Annotated in this window: 18 protein-coding genes; 5 read left to right on the forward strand and 13 right to left on the reverse strand. The window is 33.5% G+C overall.

The genetic code is table 11. The features are described 5' to 3' along the window. The first annotated feature begins 78 nt into the window (after positions 1-78). A protein-coding gene (locus JF53_RS00320; protein WP_157052428.1) for an IS3 family transposase occupies positions 79-1,208 on the forward strand; the annotation gives its coding sequence in 2 pieces (ribosomal slippage) (positions 79-325 and positions 325-1,208; 1,131 coding nt in all). Here JF53_RS00320 and JF53_RS00325 read toward each other — a convergent pair. The 3 genes from JF53_RS00325 to JF53_RS00335 form a co-directional block, all read right to left on the reverse strand. Beyond that, on the reverse strand, positions 1,189-1,902 hold the full coding sequence (locus tag JF53_RS00325; RefSeq protein ID WP_157052433.1) for a hypothetical protein: 714 nt from the start codon (positions 1,900-1,902) through the stop codon (positions 1,189-1,191). The genes JF53_RS00320 and JF53_RS00325 overlap by 20 nt on opposite strands. Before the next feature lie 11 nt (positions 1,903-1,913). Continuing rightward, positions 1,914-2,711 (reverse strand): heteromeric transposase endonuclease subunit TnsA, encoded by a 798-nt coding sequence (locus tag JF53_RS00330; protein ID WP_047979716.1) that lies wholly within the window; start codon positions 2,709-2,711, stop codon positions 1,914-1,916. Between the two features lie 117 nt (positions 2,712-2,828). Next, positions 2,829-3,398: a site-specific integrase gene (locus JF53_RS00335; RefSeq protein ID WP_047979717.1), complete on the reverse strand. Its 570-nt coding sequence runs from the start codon at positions 3,396-3,398 to the stop codon at positions 2,829-2,831. A gap of 173 nt (positions 3,399-3,571) precedes the next feature. On the opposite strand from JF53_RS00335, the gene JF53_RS00340 reads away from it, so the two are divergent. Next, positions 3,572-5,101 (forward strand): TerB N-terminal domain-containing protein, encoded by a 1,530-nt coding sequence (locus JF53_RS00340; RefSeq protein ID WP_047979718.1) that lies wholly within the window; start codon positions 3,572-3,574, stop codon positions 5,099-5,101. A gap of 180 nt (positions 5,102-5,281) precedes the next feature. On the opposite strand, the gene JF53_RS00345 is transcribed toward JF53_RS00340, so the two are convergent. Then, on the reverse strand, positions 5,282-6,130 hold the full coding sequence (locus JF53_RS00345) for a DUF5677 domain-containing protein (protein WP_047979719.1): 849 nt from the start codon (positions 6,128-6,130) through the stop codon (positions 5,282-5,284). Positions 6,131-6,509: 379 nt separating this feature from the next. Here JF53_RS00345 and JF53_RS00350 point away from each other — a divergent pair, with 379 nt between their 5' ends. Next, positions 6,510-7,052, forward strand: a complete 543-nt coding sequence (locus JF53_RS00350) for a hypothetical protein (protein ID WP_047979720.1) — start codon at positions 6,510-6,512, stop codon at positions 7,050-7,052. Positions 7,053-7,105: 53 nt separating this feature from the next. Here JF53_RS00350 and JF53_RS00355 read toward each other — a convergent pair whose 3' ends face one another. The 6 genes from JF53_RS00355 to JF53_RS00380 form a co-directional block, all read right to left on the reverse strand. Continuing rightward, positions 7,106-7,324: a hypothetical protein gene (locus JF53_RS00355; RefSeq protein ID WP_047979721.1), complete on the reverse strand. Its 219-nt coding sequence runs from the start codon at positions 7,322-7,324 to the stop codon at positions 7,106-7,108. A 164-nt stretch (positions 7,325-7,488) separates the two neighbouring features. Then, a complete protein-coding gene (locus tag JF53_RS00360; RefSeq protein ID WP_047979722.1) occupies positions 7,489-7,908 on the reverse strand; it encodes a hypothetical protein in 420 nt (139 codons plus the stop codon). A gap of 318 nt (positions 7,909-8,226) precedes the next feature. Continuing rightward, positions 8,227-8,583 carry a hypothetical protein gene (locus JF53_RS00365; RefSeq protein WP_047979723.1) on the reverse strand — a complete coding sequence of 119 codons (357 nt, stop codon included), beginning with the start codon at positions 8,581-8,583 and terminating at the stop codon, positions 8,227-8,229. A gap of 2 nt (positions 8,584-8,585) precedes the next feature. Further along, positions 8,586-8,990, reverse strand: coding sequence for a four helix bundle protein (locus JF53_RS00370; RefSeq protein WP_047979724.1), 405 nt, complete (start codon positions 8,988-8,990; stop codon positions 8,586-8,588). Between the two features lie 101 nt (positions 8,991-9,091). Beyond that, positions 9,092-9,307 carry a hypothetical protein gene (locus JF53_RS00375; protein ID WP_047979725.1) on the reverse strand — a complete coding sequence of 72 codons (216 nt, stop codon included), beginning with the start codon at positions 9,305-9,307 and terminating at the stop codon, positions 9,092-9,094. Positions 9,308-9,458: 151 nt separating this feature from the next. Further along, positions 9,459-9,941, reverse strand: a complete 483-nt coding sequence (locus JF53_RS00380) for a hypothetical protein (protein WP_047979726.1) — start codon at positions 9,939-9,941, stop codon at positions 9,459-9,461. A gap of 435 nt (positions 9,942-10,376) precedes the next feature. On the opposite strand from JF53_RS00380, the gene JF53_RS00385 reads away from it, so the two are divergent. Next, positions 10,377-11,348: a ParM/StbA family protein gene (locus tag JF53_RS00385; protein ID WP_047979727.1), complete on the forward strand. Its 972-nt coding sequence runs from the start codon at positions 10,377-10,379 to the stop codon at positions 11,346-11,348. Further along, entirely contained in the window at positions 11,341-11,619 is a 279-nt protein-coding gene (locus JF53_RS00390; protein WP_047979728.1) for a hypothetical protein, read from the forward strand. The genes JF53_RS00385 and JF53_RS00390 overlap by 8 nt, the downstream gene beginning before the upstream one ends. Positions 11,620-11,696: 77 nt before the next feature. On the opposite strand, the gene JF53_RS00395 is transcribed toward JF53_RS00390, so the two are convergent. The 3 genes from JF53_RS00395 to JF53_RS00405 all read right to left on the reverse strand — a co-directional run bounded on the left by JF53_RS00395 (position 11,697) and on the right by JF53_RS00405 (position 16,624). Further along, positions 11,697-12,050 carry a restriction endonuclease subunit S gene (locus JF53_RS00395; protein WP_157052434.1) on the reverse strand — a complete coding sequence of 118 codons (354 nt, stop codon included), beginning with the start codon at positions 12,048-12,050 and terminating at the stop codon, positions 11,697-11,699. A gap of 98 nt (positions 12,051-12,148) precedes the next feature. Then, positions 12,149-15,244 (reverse strand): DEAD/DEAH box helicase family protein, encoded by a 3,096-nt coding sequence (locus JF53_RS00400; RefSeq protein WP_047979730.1) that lies wholly within the window; start codon positions 15,242-15,244, stop codon positions 12,149-12,151. Positions 15,245-15,494: 250 nt separating this feature from the next. Then, positions 15,495-16,624, reverse strand: a protein-coding gene (locus tag JF53_RS00405) for an IS3 family transposase (protein ID WP_157052428.1) whose coding sequence is annotated in 2 segments (ribosomal slippage) — positions 15,495-16,378 and positions 16,378-16,624 — 1,131 coding nt in all. Because the reading frame shifts where the segments join, the coding sequence is not laid out codon by codon here. Between the last annotated feature and the right edge of the window lie 78 nt (positions 16,625-16,702).

The raw sequence follows: 16,702 nt of genomic DNA on the forward strand, positions 1-16,702 counted from the left end.
TGGATAGGCTACACTAAGTTGGACAGATAAAATAAGGGCTTGTAAACTTAGACTATAACTTAAGGGAGCGTGACTACGATGACACGTCAACGTCGAACTTTTACACCCGAATTTAAACTGCAATTAGTGAAGCTTTATGAAAATGGTAAATCGCGTGCAGATATTGCGAGAGAGTATGATATCACGCCTTCTGCGTTAGATCGCTGGATTAAAAATCATCAAGAAACAGGTTCATTTGCCGCTAAAGATAACCGTTCTGCAGAAGAGAATGAACTAGCTCGGTTACGTAAGGAAAATCAACGTCTCATGATGGAAAATGATATTTTAAAGCAAGCAGCGCTGATCATGGGACGAAAATAGATGTGATTCGAAATAACGCTCACATCTATTCGGTATCAGCAATGTGTGACGTCCTCCAGATTCCCAAAAGTACGTATTACTATCATGCCAATTTACACAGCCAACGTGTGTTTAAAATGGAAGATGAAGAGATTTCCCAAGAGGTCTCCCGAATTTTTAAAGAAAGCCGGAACAATTATGGCACGCGCAAAATTAAGAAAGAATTAAGTAGATTACCAAAGCCAAAACACGTATCACGTCGTCGGATTGGCCGATTAATGAATGAACTCGGGCTTGTGTCAAACTATACCGTGGCACAGTACAAGCCTCATAAAACATCATGTAATGAAGCGTTGATAAAAAATGAATTACAGCGTCAATTTGAACAAGACAAGCCGTTGGCTGTCATCGTCAGTGATTTAACTTACGTCCGCGTTGGGACAAAATGGCATTACGTATGCTTATTTGTGGATCTTTTTAACCGTGAAATCATTGGCCGTAGTGCTGGTGCTAATAAAAATGCAGAGCTGGTCTATCAGGCTTTATCGAGCATTAAAGGCAACTTGAACGACGTTCAAATGTTTCATACAGATCGAGGTAAAGAATTTGATAATAAGCTTATTACAGAAGCACTTGAAACATTTGGCATCCAAAGATCGCTGAGCATGAAGGGATGTCCTTATGATAATGCAGTGGCTGAAGCGATGTTTAAGGTATTCAAAACAGAATTCGCTAACAATGCTCATTTCTCTTCTCTTGAACAGCTCGCTATTGAACTGGATGATTATGTTCATTGGTTTAATAACATTCGAATTCACGGAACTTTAGACTATTTAACACCAATCGAATTTAAACAGCAGCCCCTATAATTTTTGTCCAATTTAGTGTTGACATACCAATATCAACCTTTGTTTCTGTAAAAAAATCTTTTAATATTAGCTCATATGTTACTTTTAATGAGTTCTGCCTTCCATTGTAGTAATAACGATTCAAGCCTGTCTTGAAGTATTTTTTTATTTTATCATCAATATTTATCCCTTTATTTAATACTGATTGTTTAGGTCTACCTCTCTTTTTCTTACTTACCCCCTTTTCTATTCCAGGAGCACCACATAAGTGAAAATTAGAAAGAAGGCTGTTACGAATCATACCACCTTTCCAATAACGTATAAGATAGTTCTTTACAGTGTTGTAACTAACTTTATACAGTTGAATAGCTTCCTTAATTGCAAGATTCCTGTATTTTGATTTAAAAATAAGGGATGCTGAATCAACTTGTTTAAGTAAAAAATTAACTATTTCCCACGCTTGATTTCTTCTCTCCTTTTCTGCATCACTAAGTTCTTCTTCCACAAAATAACGCATATAAGGGTCACTTTCTAAAACACTTATTTTTTCTTTTTGATAATCAGAAAATAATTCATCTTCTCTAATCAGAAATGGCCATCTAACTTGATTCATATCGATTGCATATACGATAGAAGAAAGTCGTTCATAATAAACAATCCTAATTGTTCTTCCATCATGATACTGTAGTAACAAGTTCTCCTTCAGTTCCAACAAAATCAACCACCTTAAAGCAGTAAATTATTAACTTTTGACTCTAAATCTATCCTTTTTGTGAGATCGATAGCTAACTCTTTCTTTGCTATCAAATAGCGAAAGAGAAACAGGCCCGATCCTTTCTGTAATCCTTCCTTTTTGTCAAATATCTTCAGCACCTCTTTTAAGGGAAGATCATCATTTTCCAAGATAAATCTCATCATCGCTACAGAACGTTCATCTTTATCCAACTCCCCCTCACTACCCACCAGCAGCGTCTCTCTTATCCATTCAATATTTTTTCCTAACTGTCTAGGAAGCTGTTTCTCAGTAATTACCTTCCAATCAATTCCCTTATGCTGCCAATATCTTCTTTCAATTTCTAGCTTTTCAAATGTTATTTTCCTTTTAAGTTCTGATGTATTTTTTACGGCCCTTGCTATATCCTTTTCTTCTCCATTAGCGTCTTTTACAGTCAATAGGAAATTTGTGGCCAACACATAAGGTTCTTTAGTCTCCTTATCCAAGAACTTATCAAACCGTAAATCCTCTTTATCATCAATTACCTCATCAACATCTAACAGCGGAAAAGATTCTCTAATATCAATAACACTAGAATTAAATTCGAATAATAGAAAAGCCCTATATTGATTGTCAGAATGAAGATGATGTACACGATTTGTTTTTAGCCCATAGATTCTCGAAACCCTACCTTTGGAACTGTAATTGTACGTGTAGTTCCAAGGCAGATAATCTTTTCCAACTCCTTGACCTCTTCCTTCTTTTAGATACCTTTTAAGTTTTTCCTTTGACCAATTTTTTGCACCCACATATTCCCTCCTATATTTTGAAAATAAAAATGACTATTGGCAATCAAGCTCTTTTTTTTTGAGCTGATTATCAATAGTCAAATACTTTATTTCCTATTAAATTAAGTTTACACACTTTTATAAATTCACCTCTAGGTACAGGTTGTCGAGATCCGCTTGTAATATACCAAGGTATCTTTTTGTCTCTGCAACGGAACTATGATTAAGAGCTATACATATATAATCGAGCGATATACCTTTTTGAAATGCCCAGTAGCCCCAAGTTTTTCTCATTCCATGTGTAGAAAACCTTTCATTAATCCCCACCATGTCACAGGCGGTATTTAGCATAGATGCTGCATATTGTCTTGAAATCGGTTGATTTATTCCCTTTCTACTTGTAAAAAGATAATCATCCTGATTTTTATTGGAATACTCTTTCATGTATTCATTAATAGCTTTTGTAAGGTTCTTTGTTATAGGGAACCTTTTGTATTTTCCAGTTTTCTTTTCATTAATTTCTATAGATTCATTAACTTTCTTGCCATTCCAAACATGTTTTACTTTTAGTGTTAAAATATCACTTATTCTTAAAGCTGATGATATTCCTACCATAAAGAGTAAATAATCCCTTTTATTTTTCCCACGTAAATATCCTTTTACAGCTTCTAGCTGTTTCAAGTCCCTTATTGGCTGAACTACTTTCAATGTTTCACCTCCTGTACAACCTTACAAAAACATTCTATCCGGTGAATGAAGAAACCTCAAGAGCCTGAAGGCAAAATATGTTCTTTTACTTAATTTACAATTTAGCCTAGTGTATTATGTTAAGATAAATACAACATTTATAATTTATATTTTAATAGAAAGGTGTTTTATAGATGGGATTATTTGATATCTTTAAGAAGAACAAAAAGCCAAAAATAAGAGAGTCAAATGGAAACAGATTAGTTCCTATGAAATCTAATCAATTGAGGCAGCCCACTGATTATTTCTCTATTCATTCTGATTTAAAAGATTTAATCTGGATTGAAAATGGGCCGAAAAGGAATTTTGTTCCTGATAAAGGCAAAAAGGAAACCTATAAATTTGGTGGCATTGTTGTCACACTTTCGTTTAGTGGTGGAGAAGAACCTAGTCTTATTGATATGCAACAAGAGATAAAAGAACCTCTAAGTTCAGAAGAAGTACCTCCACCACCTTACTATCCTAATTACAAAAGTCTACGTCCTGAACAAAAATACAAATATTGGCAACTTCTCTCAAATCCTTATCAGCCCCAAAAGGATATAAGTTATGTATTCATTCTATACTATGGACTAGAACGGCATTTATTCAGGCATGATTTTGAAAATGCTATTAAAATAGTTATTAAGTTAAGAGAGGTTCACAAAAATAGTTCGTTCCAATCTTATTCTGGAAATGCAATTGTCCTATCATGTTTACTTCATCAGCGAGCTGATATGATGCAAGTTTTCATAGAATCTTTAAATAAAGACTATAAAAGAGTTTTTTCAGATAATCTATATTTATTTGCAATGCATAGTTTTGACGTACCCTTGCAAGCAAAAGATATTATAAGGCTTGCAAAAACATTCGGTTTCACTAACACCAATTATATAAAAGGATATCCAGACTTATTTGAACAAACCATGGAAAGATTGATCTTCGGAAAATATAAAACTAAAAATATAATTCTCAAAGATATTACTCCTATGATCCAAACACTTCCTCAGACAGAAATGAGACTTTTTGCAAATATGTCATTGATTGACGAAGTTGTTAAAGTTCCAGATATGATTTCATCGATCGAATTGAAAAAGGTTATGAATGATTTGCTTGTTAATACACATGAATCTGTTAAAAAGCAATTAGCAGAAATGAGAAAGAACAATGTTGTATTAACGAAAAAAGATACAAAAAAGCCCCCCAAAAAACTAAAGTTCGATGCTCATAAGGAAAGTGAATTATTGAAGGAATTAAAAAATAATTATAATGATCCAATTGCAAAACATTTCGTTTATATTCAACTTCAGGACTTTTATTATAAATATAGGGAATTGAATCCGGAGTACCTAGAAGCATGCGTCAGATATTGTTATGAGGATATTGAAATACTCGATAAATTAAATAAAGTCTATGTTAAGCAAGAAATAGAACGTCATAAACAACTTAATGCAGTTTATTCGAAAGAGGATTTGGATAAAGAAATACTAAGAATTAAAGAAGAGAAGTTTCAAGGCAGAATCCCAGCCTTTAATCGGTTAGCAATAATTTACGAAAAAAGAAAAGAATATGATTATGCGATTAGTATCTCAGAAAAAGCTATTGCCTATTATAACACTCAAGGAATGGATACGTCTGAATTTGAAAAAAGAATTGAAAGATTGCAGAAGAAAATAATGACTTGAAAAATTATCATACTAACTATGGTTAAGGAAAAAAGATAACTAATAAATGAATCTTACACAATCAATTCTAAAGTAAGATTGTGTAAGATTCGCTAATCTGTAATAAATATTCAAAAACAAGAATACTGATATTACGGCATTCCTTTGTTTACTCTCCTGGTTTTAGTAAAGTAAATGAAATTATAAACTTCCTTTTATAATTTTTATTTTATGGAGGTAATCCTGTAAACTCTTTATAGCATTTTCATCAGTTAATTTATTTATATCTTGAATTACCTTCTTTTCTTCATCTTCAAATACCTTTAAAAGTTTGATTGGATCGGATAATAATACATCTAAAACTCTTTCCTCTAATTCTTCTATCTCAAATATTTCAGCATCTATAAGAGTAATATAAAATTTGATAGAAAAATACACATTCCATAATAAAACATTATATAGTGCCAAGTCATTGACCATTTCGTATGAATAATTAACTCCGTCCCTATAATAAGCTGATGTGATAAAGTTACAATGAGTTATATCACAAAAATAAGAGTAAATATGTTCATAAGAAACTCTTTCATTTGCTTGATTTGCAATACTGCTTATGCTATGTATGTAATTAAACTCCTCATTTGGATTATCTATGTCTGCAATCCTGCTTCTATTAATCCTTCCGTTATTATTCTTTGTGAATTTATATCTTTTTTCATTAAGCAATCCGAATTTATATTCCACTAGGTGGGTTATCATATTATTATTTTCAACTATTGCTTTTGCATGTATTAGACATTCATAATTACTTCTCGTAAGTATTAGTGCATCTTCATACAAGTCGTTTTTAATAAGATTCTGTATTGAAATCATTGTTTTTGTAAACTTTGTCAAACAAAAAAATATGTAATCTTCTTCTATATCAAGATCGCTTATTGGAAGTCGTCCAACTTTTTTCCCAGGAACTACAGCTATTGCCTGTTGGTCAATAATCACCTTATTAAGGTCAACGTAACTATTGTACATTTTTTCAAGCCCTTTATTATTCTCCAATTAGACCCCTCCTTATTTAATCTCTGCTAATAATTCTTAACAAAGTAATTGTTCTTCAAAGTTTATTATAAACCATCTCAGAATCTGTCCAATCCATATTCTCATTTCCAAAAGTGTAAATAAGATTTTTGGAACAGACTTGCTATCTATCCCCAATCCTATAGTTCTGAGATATATTGATTAAGCATTTTTTACCACCTCTTATGTAATTAGTATTTCTATTTCCTATAGTAAATGGTCAGAATATTAAATATATTTTCTTGCAAATTTAAAGGTATATATATTATAGTAATGTAAGACTCCTATACTATTTTTTATTGAAAACTATCAGTAAGTGGAGTACTGTACTTACTTTCGCTAAAAAAAAGGAGGAGTTAATATGTCGGATGCTATCAGAGTTTGGTATATATCTGATCTTTTTGAGAAGATTTCTAGGGATTTAAAAAATCAATATCAAATTGAAACTTTATCTTTACATATGAATACAGTAGACAATTGGTTTAAGAGAATGGAAAAAGAAAAAATCCACTTCGTTCATAGAGACTCTTTCAATAGAAGAATCTACAATAAAACTGACTTAAATATTGCTAACTATCTCTACATTGAAACGAAAATAAACAAGGAATCAATTGGAACCATTTTTAAATATGGATTTATCAATATCAAAACCAGACCTTATGAAGAGGCAGCAGACCTTACTAGGTATTTTGGTATAAGCCCTACCTCTGGAGAATCAGATATATCTTCAATCTTAGAACCAAAGAAGATTGTACATTCAAAATCAGAAGATACTATAGAACTTAGGGAAGTGCTAAAAAAGGAAGTTACTTTCAATAGTAAAAAGTTAACATTAAACGAAAAACAAAGGATATTAGATTTTCTTTCTGGATTAGTCTGGACGGTTAATACCCCAGAACATTAAAGTGTGGGATAAAGGAATTCTCCTTTATCCCCTACCAGCACTCTTCTTTCTATTCAAGAACCCGAAGTACCCATTAAACACTTCAGTACCTCAACAGATAGTTCATTATCGTTCATTCCATAGTGTTTCAACACTGGCACCACATTTTGAAGTGCCTCTTTTCCATGATTGAGCTTCTTATATTTGCTTTTTACATTGATTTCTACTGAGGATTTTGCTATGCTTTTTGGAATCACTACCGCATCTTTCGAATCCGAACGCACTCTTCCCAACCGATTTCATCCAGATTCTCACTTGTCCAGTCTAAGACCTGATGTGTAAACCTAATTTCCTGTCTATATAGGCATAGATTTGTTACACACCTGATTAAATAATTTGGCGTAAATAGTATAAATAAAAATGACTATTACTAAGTGGTGTAGCCATTTTTCTATTATTAACAATAGTAAATACCTTTGTATCTAATATTGTGGTCAACTGGTTTATTATTTTCATTTACAACTTCTATTAAACCAAAATTTTGCTCTACAGATTCCAACAATAAATCAGGATATACGGAGTTCCAATTATCCGTAAATAAAAGGTCAACTGCATTAACGCTTAGTATCAGGTGATTACATTTAAAAGAAATATCTTGTGGTGGAATGGGGATTCTAAAAACTTTTTCAATCCTCTCATTAATCTCTCCTTCGAGTAAAGTAATAGCAGCTTCTACTTTTTCCTCCACAACATAAACTTCACTCTTCACTATTATTACATACAAATCCCCATCTTTTCCCTCAATAGCAATTGCAAGGGAGCCGAACAATTCATTAAAGATTTTCTTCTTCTCATACAATTCCTCTACTAACCCCATATTTGACCTCCTTCTACGTAATCAACCGTTTATTACAAGATATGAATAATCCTTACTATCAATAACAATTACTTTGAATCTAATGTCTTAACACTTTTAAGGCATTATTTGCTTTTAAATTCTGCCTGACTGGACAAGTAATATGTCAATATAACTCTAAGTTATGTAGCAAGTTTTCACCAAATCTATACGGATAAGACCTCTAAGACATAAATCAAGATAAAAAAATCTCTATACATAACTATTTTAGTCAGCTTTTCATTAATTTCCACTTCGTCTTACAGATTAAAAAAGAGGAAGGGTAAAGGGAGAAATCCTTTACCCTCTACCAGCATTTTTCTTTCTATTCAAGAACCCGAAATACCCATTAAACAACTTCATAAGTTCAACAGAAAGTTCATTGTCATCTATTCCATGCTGTTTCAATACTGGCACCACATTTTGAAGAGCCTCTTTTCCATGATTGAGCTTTTTATATTTGTTTTTCACGTTGATCTCGACAGCCGCTTTTACAATGTTACTTGGAATTTTCATTACCATTTTATGGATTCGAATACACTCATTCAAACCAATATCAGCCTGATTTTGAACTGTCCATTCTAAAACAAGATGGGTGAACCTTAGTGCTTGCTTATATAGGTTTAACTTTCGAAATCTATCAATTTCAATCGTCATGACTACTCCTCCTCTTCTTTGTCATCTTGATCCAGGATTTTGTCAATTTCCTTAATCATTCCTAGTAGCATTCCGAAAATGATCTCCGCATCATCATCTAATTGACGGTATTGCACCTGAGTGATGTAACTTTCCATTTTCGCCATATCTAGGAAAGATTGGCATTCAGCAATACTACCAAGTGCTGTGTTCAATCGATCACGTTCCTTTCCATAATAGTGATTGCTATAGCCTTCGCTGAAATTAGCAGGTACACTTGCAGATGCCCTACGCATTTGATCAGATAAATTATACTTCTCTATTTCCGGGAAGTTCTTGACTATTGCATAAATGTCTCTCCTAAACCTTAGTGCTCTCTTATATACTTCTTGTTCTCTGAAATCAGGTAAATCTGTTTTTGTTTTCATAATTTCATCTCTCCTAGATTTAATTTTTTGTTGGTATTGGAATTCACTTTTTAGTTCAGTAGTTTTTTTATTGTGGGGGTATTCGGGGAATCATTGTGGACTCAACAATCATAAACTTGTAGTTCTCGTTTTTCATTCAAGTAGTGAGAAATGAGGATTGCCTCGGATTCAGTAAGATCTTTCATTCCATGAATCATCCATATCTTTCCTTCATCAGCTAAATGAATCAACATCTTTTCAATATCGAAAATACTGAAACAGGTCAATTCCCTAAATTCTCTGTACTCCATTTGTGTTCTTGCTATAGTCTCATTCATCTTTTCACCTCCTTTCAATTGTTAATTTATTATAGACCTGAATACCTGTGTTATGAAATAAATGATGTTCGAGGTTGGTCTAATAGTTTTAACTGTTAACTCAAGATCTGTAATGTGGTCGGGAAAAGTGTAGTGTCTGGGGTATTTGAGGTTACTCGCTTAATATTGGTGGGTCATCTTTGAATAGAGGTTCTTGATTCAGTTTCCGAGAAATTGTGTTGAACACGACAAGCATTTCTCTTAAATTAAAATACTTTTTATCGGAGAAGCGACGATTTAACCTGTGATGTTCTTTGTTACACTTTTGGCAAAAATAGGCTTTCTTTATTGTGTCAATGTATAGGAAATTACCTTCTTTCGATATAAAGATTTGTCTACTTCTTCCCCAATCAACATCTTGCTTACTATATAGATTCGAGTCATAAAGAAGGCATCCCAAAACTATTTCATCATTTTCCACAAAATACTCCACTTCTTTATTATTCAAATGTGGATTTACTTGCATAGTGATTGGTACATACTCGAACTTATTTCGTGATTGAATTGTAAGGTCATTCATTTTTTCCTTTAGAGTCATTTCTTCTCTTTTCATTTGAGTAGTTTGTTTATTCATAGATTTGTAGTTAGATTTCATCTTTTTAGCTCCTTATCCGGGATAAATTATTGTTTTTCTCACTGATAACTCCATTCTATAATCTTTTCACTGCCCTAAATAGTTTTTTCGGTTCGACCATGTTCTACCAAAGCTAATGAATCTTGATTACAATTTTTCATTTCTCTGGAAAGTCAATCCTTATGAGAGTTTACGGACGATAGGTAGAATAATAGAAATAGAAGGAATTAGAGGTTGTTGTTGCTTGGTGTATTTATCATCTTACATCGAGATTTCTTATAGTGCAAAATTCCTATGTTCTACCCCCTGTTCATATTTATTCCTATTTTTCCCTCTTTCCTATTTATATGAAAATATCATACCAGCTTGAACATTACTTATATGATTTTTTCTTATTTTTATGAAAGAACTGCATAGTATAAGTAAATCTACTAGAAGAAAAGGAAGTGGTTTAAGATGAAAGAAAGATTTATGATTGCAGTTGACTGCGGTAAATATAGTACCAAGGCCATCGGAAAATATCAGGGGAATACCTACTCGATAACGTTTCGGACTAAAATGCAACAAGTATCAAGACTTGGCGTAGATATTCAACCAAACTCCTATCATGTAGAATACTATGGAATTGAATATCTTATAGGCGACATGGTTTCGGAGAACTACTCTGACTTCTCCCTAAACAAATCCTCTCGAATTCACCAATTAGCTATCTACACAGCTATTGCTCAACTTATCCAAAAAGCAAAAACCACTGCTAATGTAAACATTTGCTTAGCTGTGAATGTTCCTATTACAACCTATAAGGATTCCATTCAAAAGGAGAAGTTCAAAGAGATGGTTGAAAAAAGAAGACATGCTATTCATTTGATGGTCAATGGAAAGGCTTTTTCCCTCGAATTGTCTGATGTTACTCTAGCATTTGAAGGTATGGGAGAAATTTACGCTAAGACAGACGAATACAAAAACAAAAATACCATTGTGGTTGATATTGGAGGACTTAACACGACATACTGTACCTTTAAGGGCATTCAACCTCTAATCAACACCATGGTTGTATCTGACCTAGGTATAAATGTTTTAAAAGGAAAAATAGGACAGGTCATTAACGAACGATATGGAATGACTGTTTCATCAGATGATTTGGAACAGGTGATACGAAGAGGTTACTTCGCCAGTAATGGAGAAATTTATGAAGATAGCATGGTAATTATAGAGGAAATGAAGTTAGAACATCTTCAGCAAATCATTCAATTTGCTAAGTCCCGTGGATATACCTTCAACATGTCGAACATTCATTTTGTCGGTGGAGGAGCGATTACACTTAGAAGGTACATCAAACAAGAGTTTCCAAATGCACTCATCATGGAGAGTCCTCAGTACTCCAATTGTCTATCATTCCTCAAAATCCTAGAGGTTAAAAATGCCTAACTTGAAGTATACTATTAGCTTCTTACCCAACGACAAAGAATTACTTCAGTTTGTTGAGAAGAAGAGAGAACACCAAAACTTCAGTGCATATGTCAGGGAACTTATTCGAAGTGACATGAAGACTGGGGGAAATTCGGAGTTTGATAGGATGTTTGAGTATGTAATAAAGAGGATAAAAGAAGATGGACACATCATGAAAGGAATGGATCCTAAAAAGGTTACTGAGATTGTAGACGAAGCTGATAAAGAAGTAATCATGGATTTATTCTAAACTTCACACCAAACAAAAAGGGCCAAATAATTCTGGTCCTTTTCCATGTTCTTATATTATAAAGGCTCTAATTAATATTAGCCTAAAAAAATTTCATTAATTTTCTTGTTTAATTTATCTACTTTTTCTTCAAATAAATTACGTTCATTTTCAAGTCTATTTTTTAGTAAAGAATTTTCCTCTATTATTTTTTCTTGAATATGGATTGGTGGAAATAGTATTCTAACTTTTTTCAATTCACTTTCAACAATGGTAGGATATGATCCTCCTGCCATATATCTTTCCATTTGCTTTAACCTAAAAGCACTTTTAAGAAATAGTAATATGTACTCTATTTTTAGATTAGGGATTAAAATTTCATCAAGCAAAGAAAATCCACTTGTACAAACATATAATATTCTTCTGGTACGATGGGCAAAATTTCTGACCATCTTGACATCTACTAAAACTTTCACTTGGGTTGCCAATGGATATATAAGGTAAAATAAAAAAGAAGATGCTGCATAACACAACACCTTCTACTATAGCTTTATATGATCATGTCTATTCCGTACTTTTCCTTAATCTTGTTTTCATCAACAAACCCTTCAATAGTGTATATCCAATTACCGCCTGTCTTCCCCTTCTTAATCCACAATAGTTTTTTGAATGACTCTACTTTTTTTAAGTCAGAATCGTACCCTTTATCCTTTAATACTTCAGTTGCTACAGCCTTCAAGTAGGGTTCAATATCCTTAACTCTGCTAAATTCAATAGGATTTTTTGTTTTTCCTGATAGTGTGATGTATCTGGTAATCTCATTATACATCTTTAAGGAAAGAGAATTTCTATCAGAGTTTAAAATCTTGTTCAATTCTTTTAAGGACCCTAAATCCCGTCGATATGAAAGAGTCTCATCTTTTGTCGTATTCAAATGAGCTTTCATAACTTGTCGTACAAAGGTAAAGTCACAATCTTTCTTGAAAAAATAAGTTAAGTCACTAATCGTAGATTTCTTTACTCCCTTCAATAATCTTGAAAATTCACTCTTCCCACGAAGGAAATATTCGCTCTTTAACTGTTTGTAAAGTAACTCATCACTAACAATTTTCTTCAGAATTTCCTTCGATGTTTCATTCTTTTTGAACTTATTCGATTCATAAACTTCTTCAATCTCTATTGCCCCATTAACCTGCATCTCAACAAATTCACATTGGAACTTCTTCTGTAGCTCACGAATTAATTCATGGGGATTGTTGAAGTTATAGTAGGTCTTGTTAAGGACAATTTCACTTTGAATAAGGGGTGTGCAAACATGTAAATTCCCCTCATCATCCGCAAAAAGCCCATTTTGCATTTCTAACTCATCAAGAGTAACCCGTCCCCCCAACTTATTATCCCTCATTAATCTAATCGCCTTTTTAAAGTCTTCAGCTTTCTTGATCTCTTCATTCAAGTATGTTTGATAAAGAAAAAACTTTTTCTTTTCCTGTTGTTTTCCCTTTTGAATAAAGAGTTTTAAAGCATGATAAGTGTTTCGAAAACGATGTGACATTTGAGCTATCCTTGTCATTTCATGATTTAACGACCTATTTGAGCAAAATACCCATACTTCATCAACTTCGTGGTTGTTTTCAATGGAAACACCTGCTGAAAGGGAAGTAGTAGCCAATATAACTTGTATGTTATTTGGGATTAACCCATTGCTCACAACTGATATTTCTTCTTTTGATTTCAGCTCTTCTTTCTTGGATACTACCTCCATTGTCCGAATCCCCAATTTGTTCAGTTCAATACTGAAATCAGAGATTGTTTCCTTCCGTTCAATGAATACCAATAGTCTTCTTTCTTTGTTTTTTATTGCAGCCATTTTAATGACCTCAAGCATTTTCTTCTCAACCTGTTTAGTAGTACCATCTAACATTAAATATCCTGCGTTTTTAAATGGATTAACTCTATCTAACTGATTGATTTTAATGATCAGATCATAGTCTTCAGAACGGAGGTTTTCGGGGGTGCCAGTGATATGAAGGGAAATGCCACCGGCATTTAACAAAGCTGTTTCAGCAATACAGTATTCTCGAATCGTTTCTTCCTTAAAGGTTGCATCACTGGAGAGCATATGGCATTCATCAAGAACCATTAAATTTGGTATATAATCCATCTCGGTAACTGCAGTAACAGAGCCATCTTGGATTACATTATTATCCCCTAATTTAAACTGTGAAACATAAGGATTATGGTCCAGGGTTGTCAAAATGTTTCTTGAGTCTTGAATTGCCTTTTTTCTTTCACCTGAAGCATATTTGTCACTTCCTGTAATAGTGCTAGACTTTCTGATCTTCTCGAACTTATTTCGTAGATTATTGATAAGATTTCTTCGTGGAATGGATAAAATGGAGAAGCCTTCAGTGGGATTGAAATCAATTTGGAGGTTTGTAATATCTTCTAGGACTTTTAGAATCGCTGTACTTTTCCCTGTTCCTGTTTCGCTATAAAGGAGGATACGTTTGCCTCTATTTTTTGTATTCGAAATGGTTTCCACAATCTTTCGATATACATCAGGATTTTCAGTTATTTTACCTTGAATGTCTAGCGATATATCTGTTCTTAATTCGTAACTTTCTGAAAGAGTAAAGATATGATTGGTTGGAATCCCAAATAGTTGTAATCTATATATTAGGGACCCAATTGTCACCTCGTCATACCTTTTTACTTTTTCGAATTCCTTTAAATATCCTTGGTTTCCATCATCTATTGCTTCAGCTAGTTCACTTTTTTGATCTGTTGTGATTAGTCCTTCTCTTTCCATGTCATTGAATGCCATCAAATAACGAATCCATTCTTTGTAATCGGCAATAAAAGGCATTTTTTCTGATTTAAGAGCTTGTAACAATTCATTAAAGCTAACTCTAGTTGTCGTTAACCTTTTATTGAATCCTTCGTCAACAATATAATTTACAACATCACGGTCCTCAACTTCTCTCCCTTCTTTTTTATTTAACCTGATTTTATCTTCCATATAAGAATCTAAATATGGCTTTAGATCAAATATTTTTAGTGTCTTGTTAACTTTTACTTTTTTCCCAGAGGCAAAGATGTTTTTTAATGGATACATACTTTCATCAAATTGAAGCCCAATTTTAGCACTTAAATCATCTCTTAGTCTCTTATAAATCAAAGCAAGTACCTCATAATCTACTTGTAGGGTTGTGACAACCAAATAGCAATGAAACCGCTTTTGAGATAACTTTCTACCACTTGAAAAACTTTCTTGCACATAGTGGAAGTACTGATGTAATAGAGCAATTGCCTTACGTAAAGCTCTTTCTGGTAAATGTTCCAAGTCATCTATGTCAAAACAAAAAATATTTGTCCGATAATCCTGGACATCTCTTGGGGACATTTTAGATTCAAGACAGCTACCTAAACGATGAGGAGTACCGCTCTCTAACAATTGAATGAACGCTTTTTCCTTCACTGAATTTAGTTTAGTTGTATTCCATACATTCACCGTTTCTAAGTAAGATGAAACCCTTTCTATATGTTGCATAGCTTCTTCTTTAGAATCGAATCCTCTTTGGTATGGATGTACTAAGATAGCGTTCTCTTCTTTAACGTAGTTATATTGATTAGTTGATTTCACTATAAGCACCCTTTCTAAATTTGATGCTTTATAGTAGACTCCAATATCAATGAATATATCTGACTATACGTTTTAGAGTGTTTAACCAGTTGTGATGGAACTTAAAGTAATCGAATTCTTATATAGTCGGGCAAAAAAACGAGCTAATATATTAATATAATCAACCAAATTTTTTGCCCTATCCGTTTAAGAATCTCTCACTTCAAAAGTTTAACTTGGGTTGGTATGTCAACACTAAATTGGACAAAAATTATAGGGGCTGCTGTTTAAATTCGATTGGTGTTAAATAGTCTAAAGTTCCGTGAATTCGAATGTTATTAAACCAATGAACATAATCATCCAGTTCAATAGCGAGCTGTTCAAGAGAAGAGAAATGAGCATTGTTAGCGAATTCTGTTTTGAATACCTTAAACATCGCTTCAGCCACTGCATTATCATAAGGACATCCCTTCATGCTCAGCGATCTTTGGATGCCAAATGTTTCAAGTGCTTCTGTAATAAGCTTATTATCAAATTCTTTACCTCGATCTGTATGAAACATTTGAACGTCGTTCAAGTTGCCTTTAATGCTCGATAAAGCCTGATAGACCAGCTCTGCATTTTTATTAGCACCAGCACTACGGCCAATGATTTCACGGTTAAAAAGATCCACAAATAAGCATACGTAATGCCATTTTGTCCCAACGCGGACGTAAGTTAAATCACTGACGATGACAGCCAACGGCTTGTCTTGTTCAAATTGACGCTGTAATTCATTTTTTATCAACGCTTCATTACATGATGTTTTATGAGGCTTGTACTGTGCCACGGTATAGTTTGACACAAGCCCGAGTTCATTCATTAATCGGCCAATCCGACGACGTGATACGTGTTTTGGCTTTGGTAATCTACTTAATTCTTTCTTAATTTTGCGCGTGCCATAATTGTTCCGGCTTTCTTTAAAAATTCGGGAGACCTCTTGGGAAATCTCTTCATCTTCCATTTTAAACACACGTTGGCTGTGTAAATTGGCATGATAGTAATACGTACTTTTGGGAATCTGGAGGACGTCACACATTGCTGATACCGAATAGATGTGAGCGTTATTTCGAATCACATCTATTTTCGTCCCATGATCAGCGCTGCTTGCTTTAAAATATCATTTTCCATCATGAGACGTTGATTTTCCTTACGTAACCGAGCTAGTTCATTCTCTTCTGCAGAACGGTTATCTTTAGCGGCAAATGAACCTGTTTCTTGATGATTTTTAATCCAGCGATCTAACGCAGAAGGCGTGATATCATACTCTCTCGCAATATCTGCACGCGATTTACCATTTTCATAAAGCTTCACTAATTGCAGTTTAAATTCGGGTGTAAAAGTTCGACGTTGACGTGTCATCGTAGTCACGCTCCCTTAAGTTATAGTCTAAGTTTACAAGCCCTTATTTTATCTGTCCAACTTAGTGTAGCCTATCCA

The sequence above is a fragment of the Ornithinibacillus contaminans genome (assembly GCF_001038425.2).
Classification (GTDB): Bacteria; Bacillota; Bacilli; order Bacillales; family Amphibacillaceae; genus Ornithinibacillus; species Ornithinibacillus contaminans.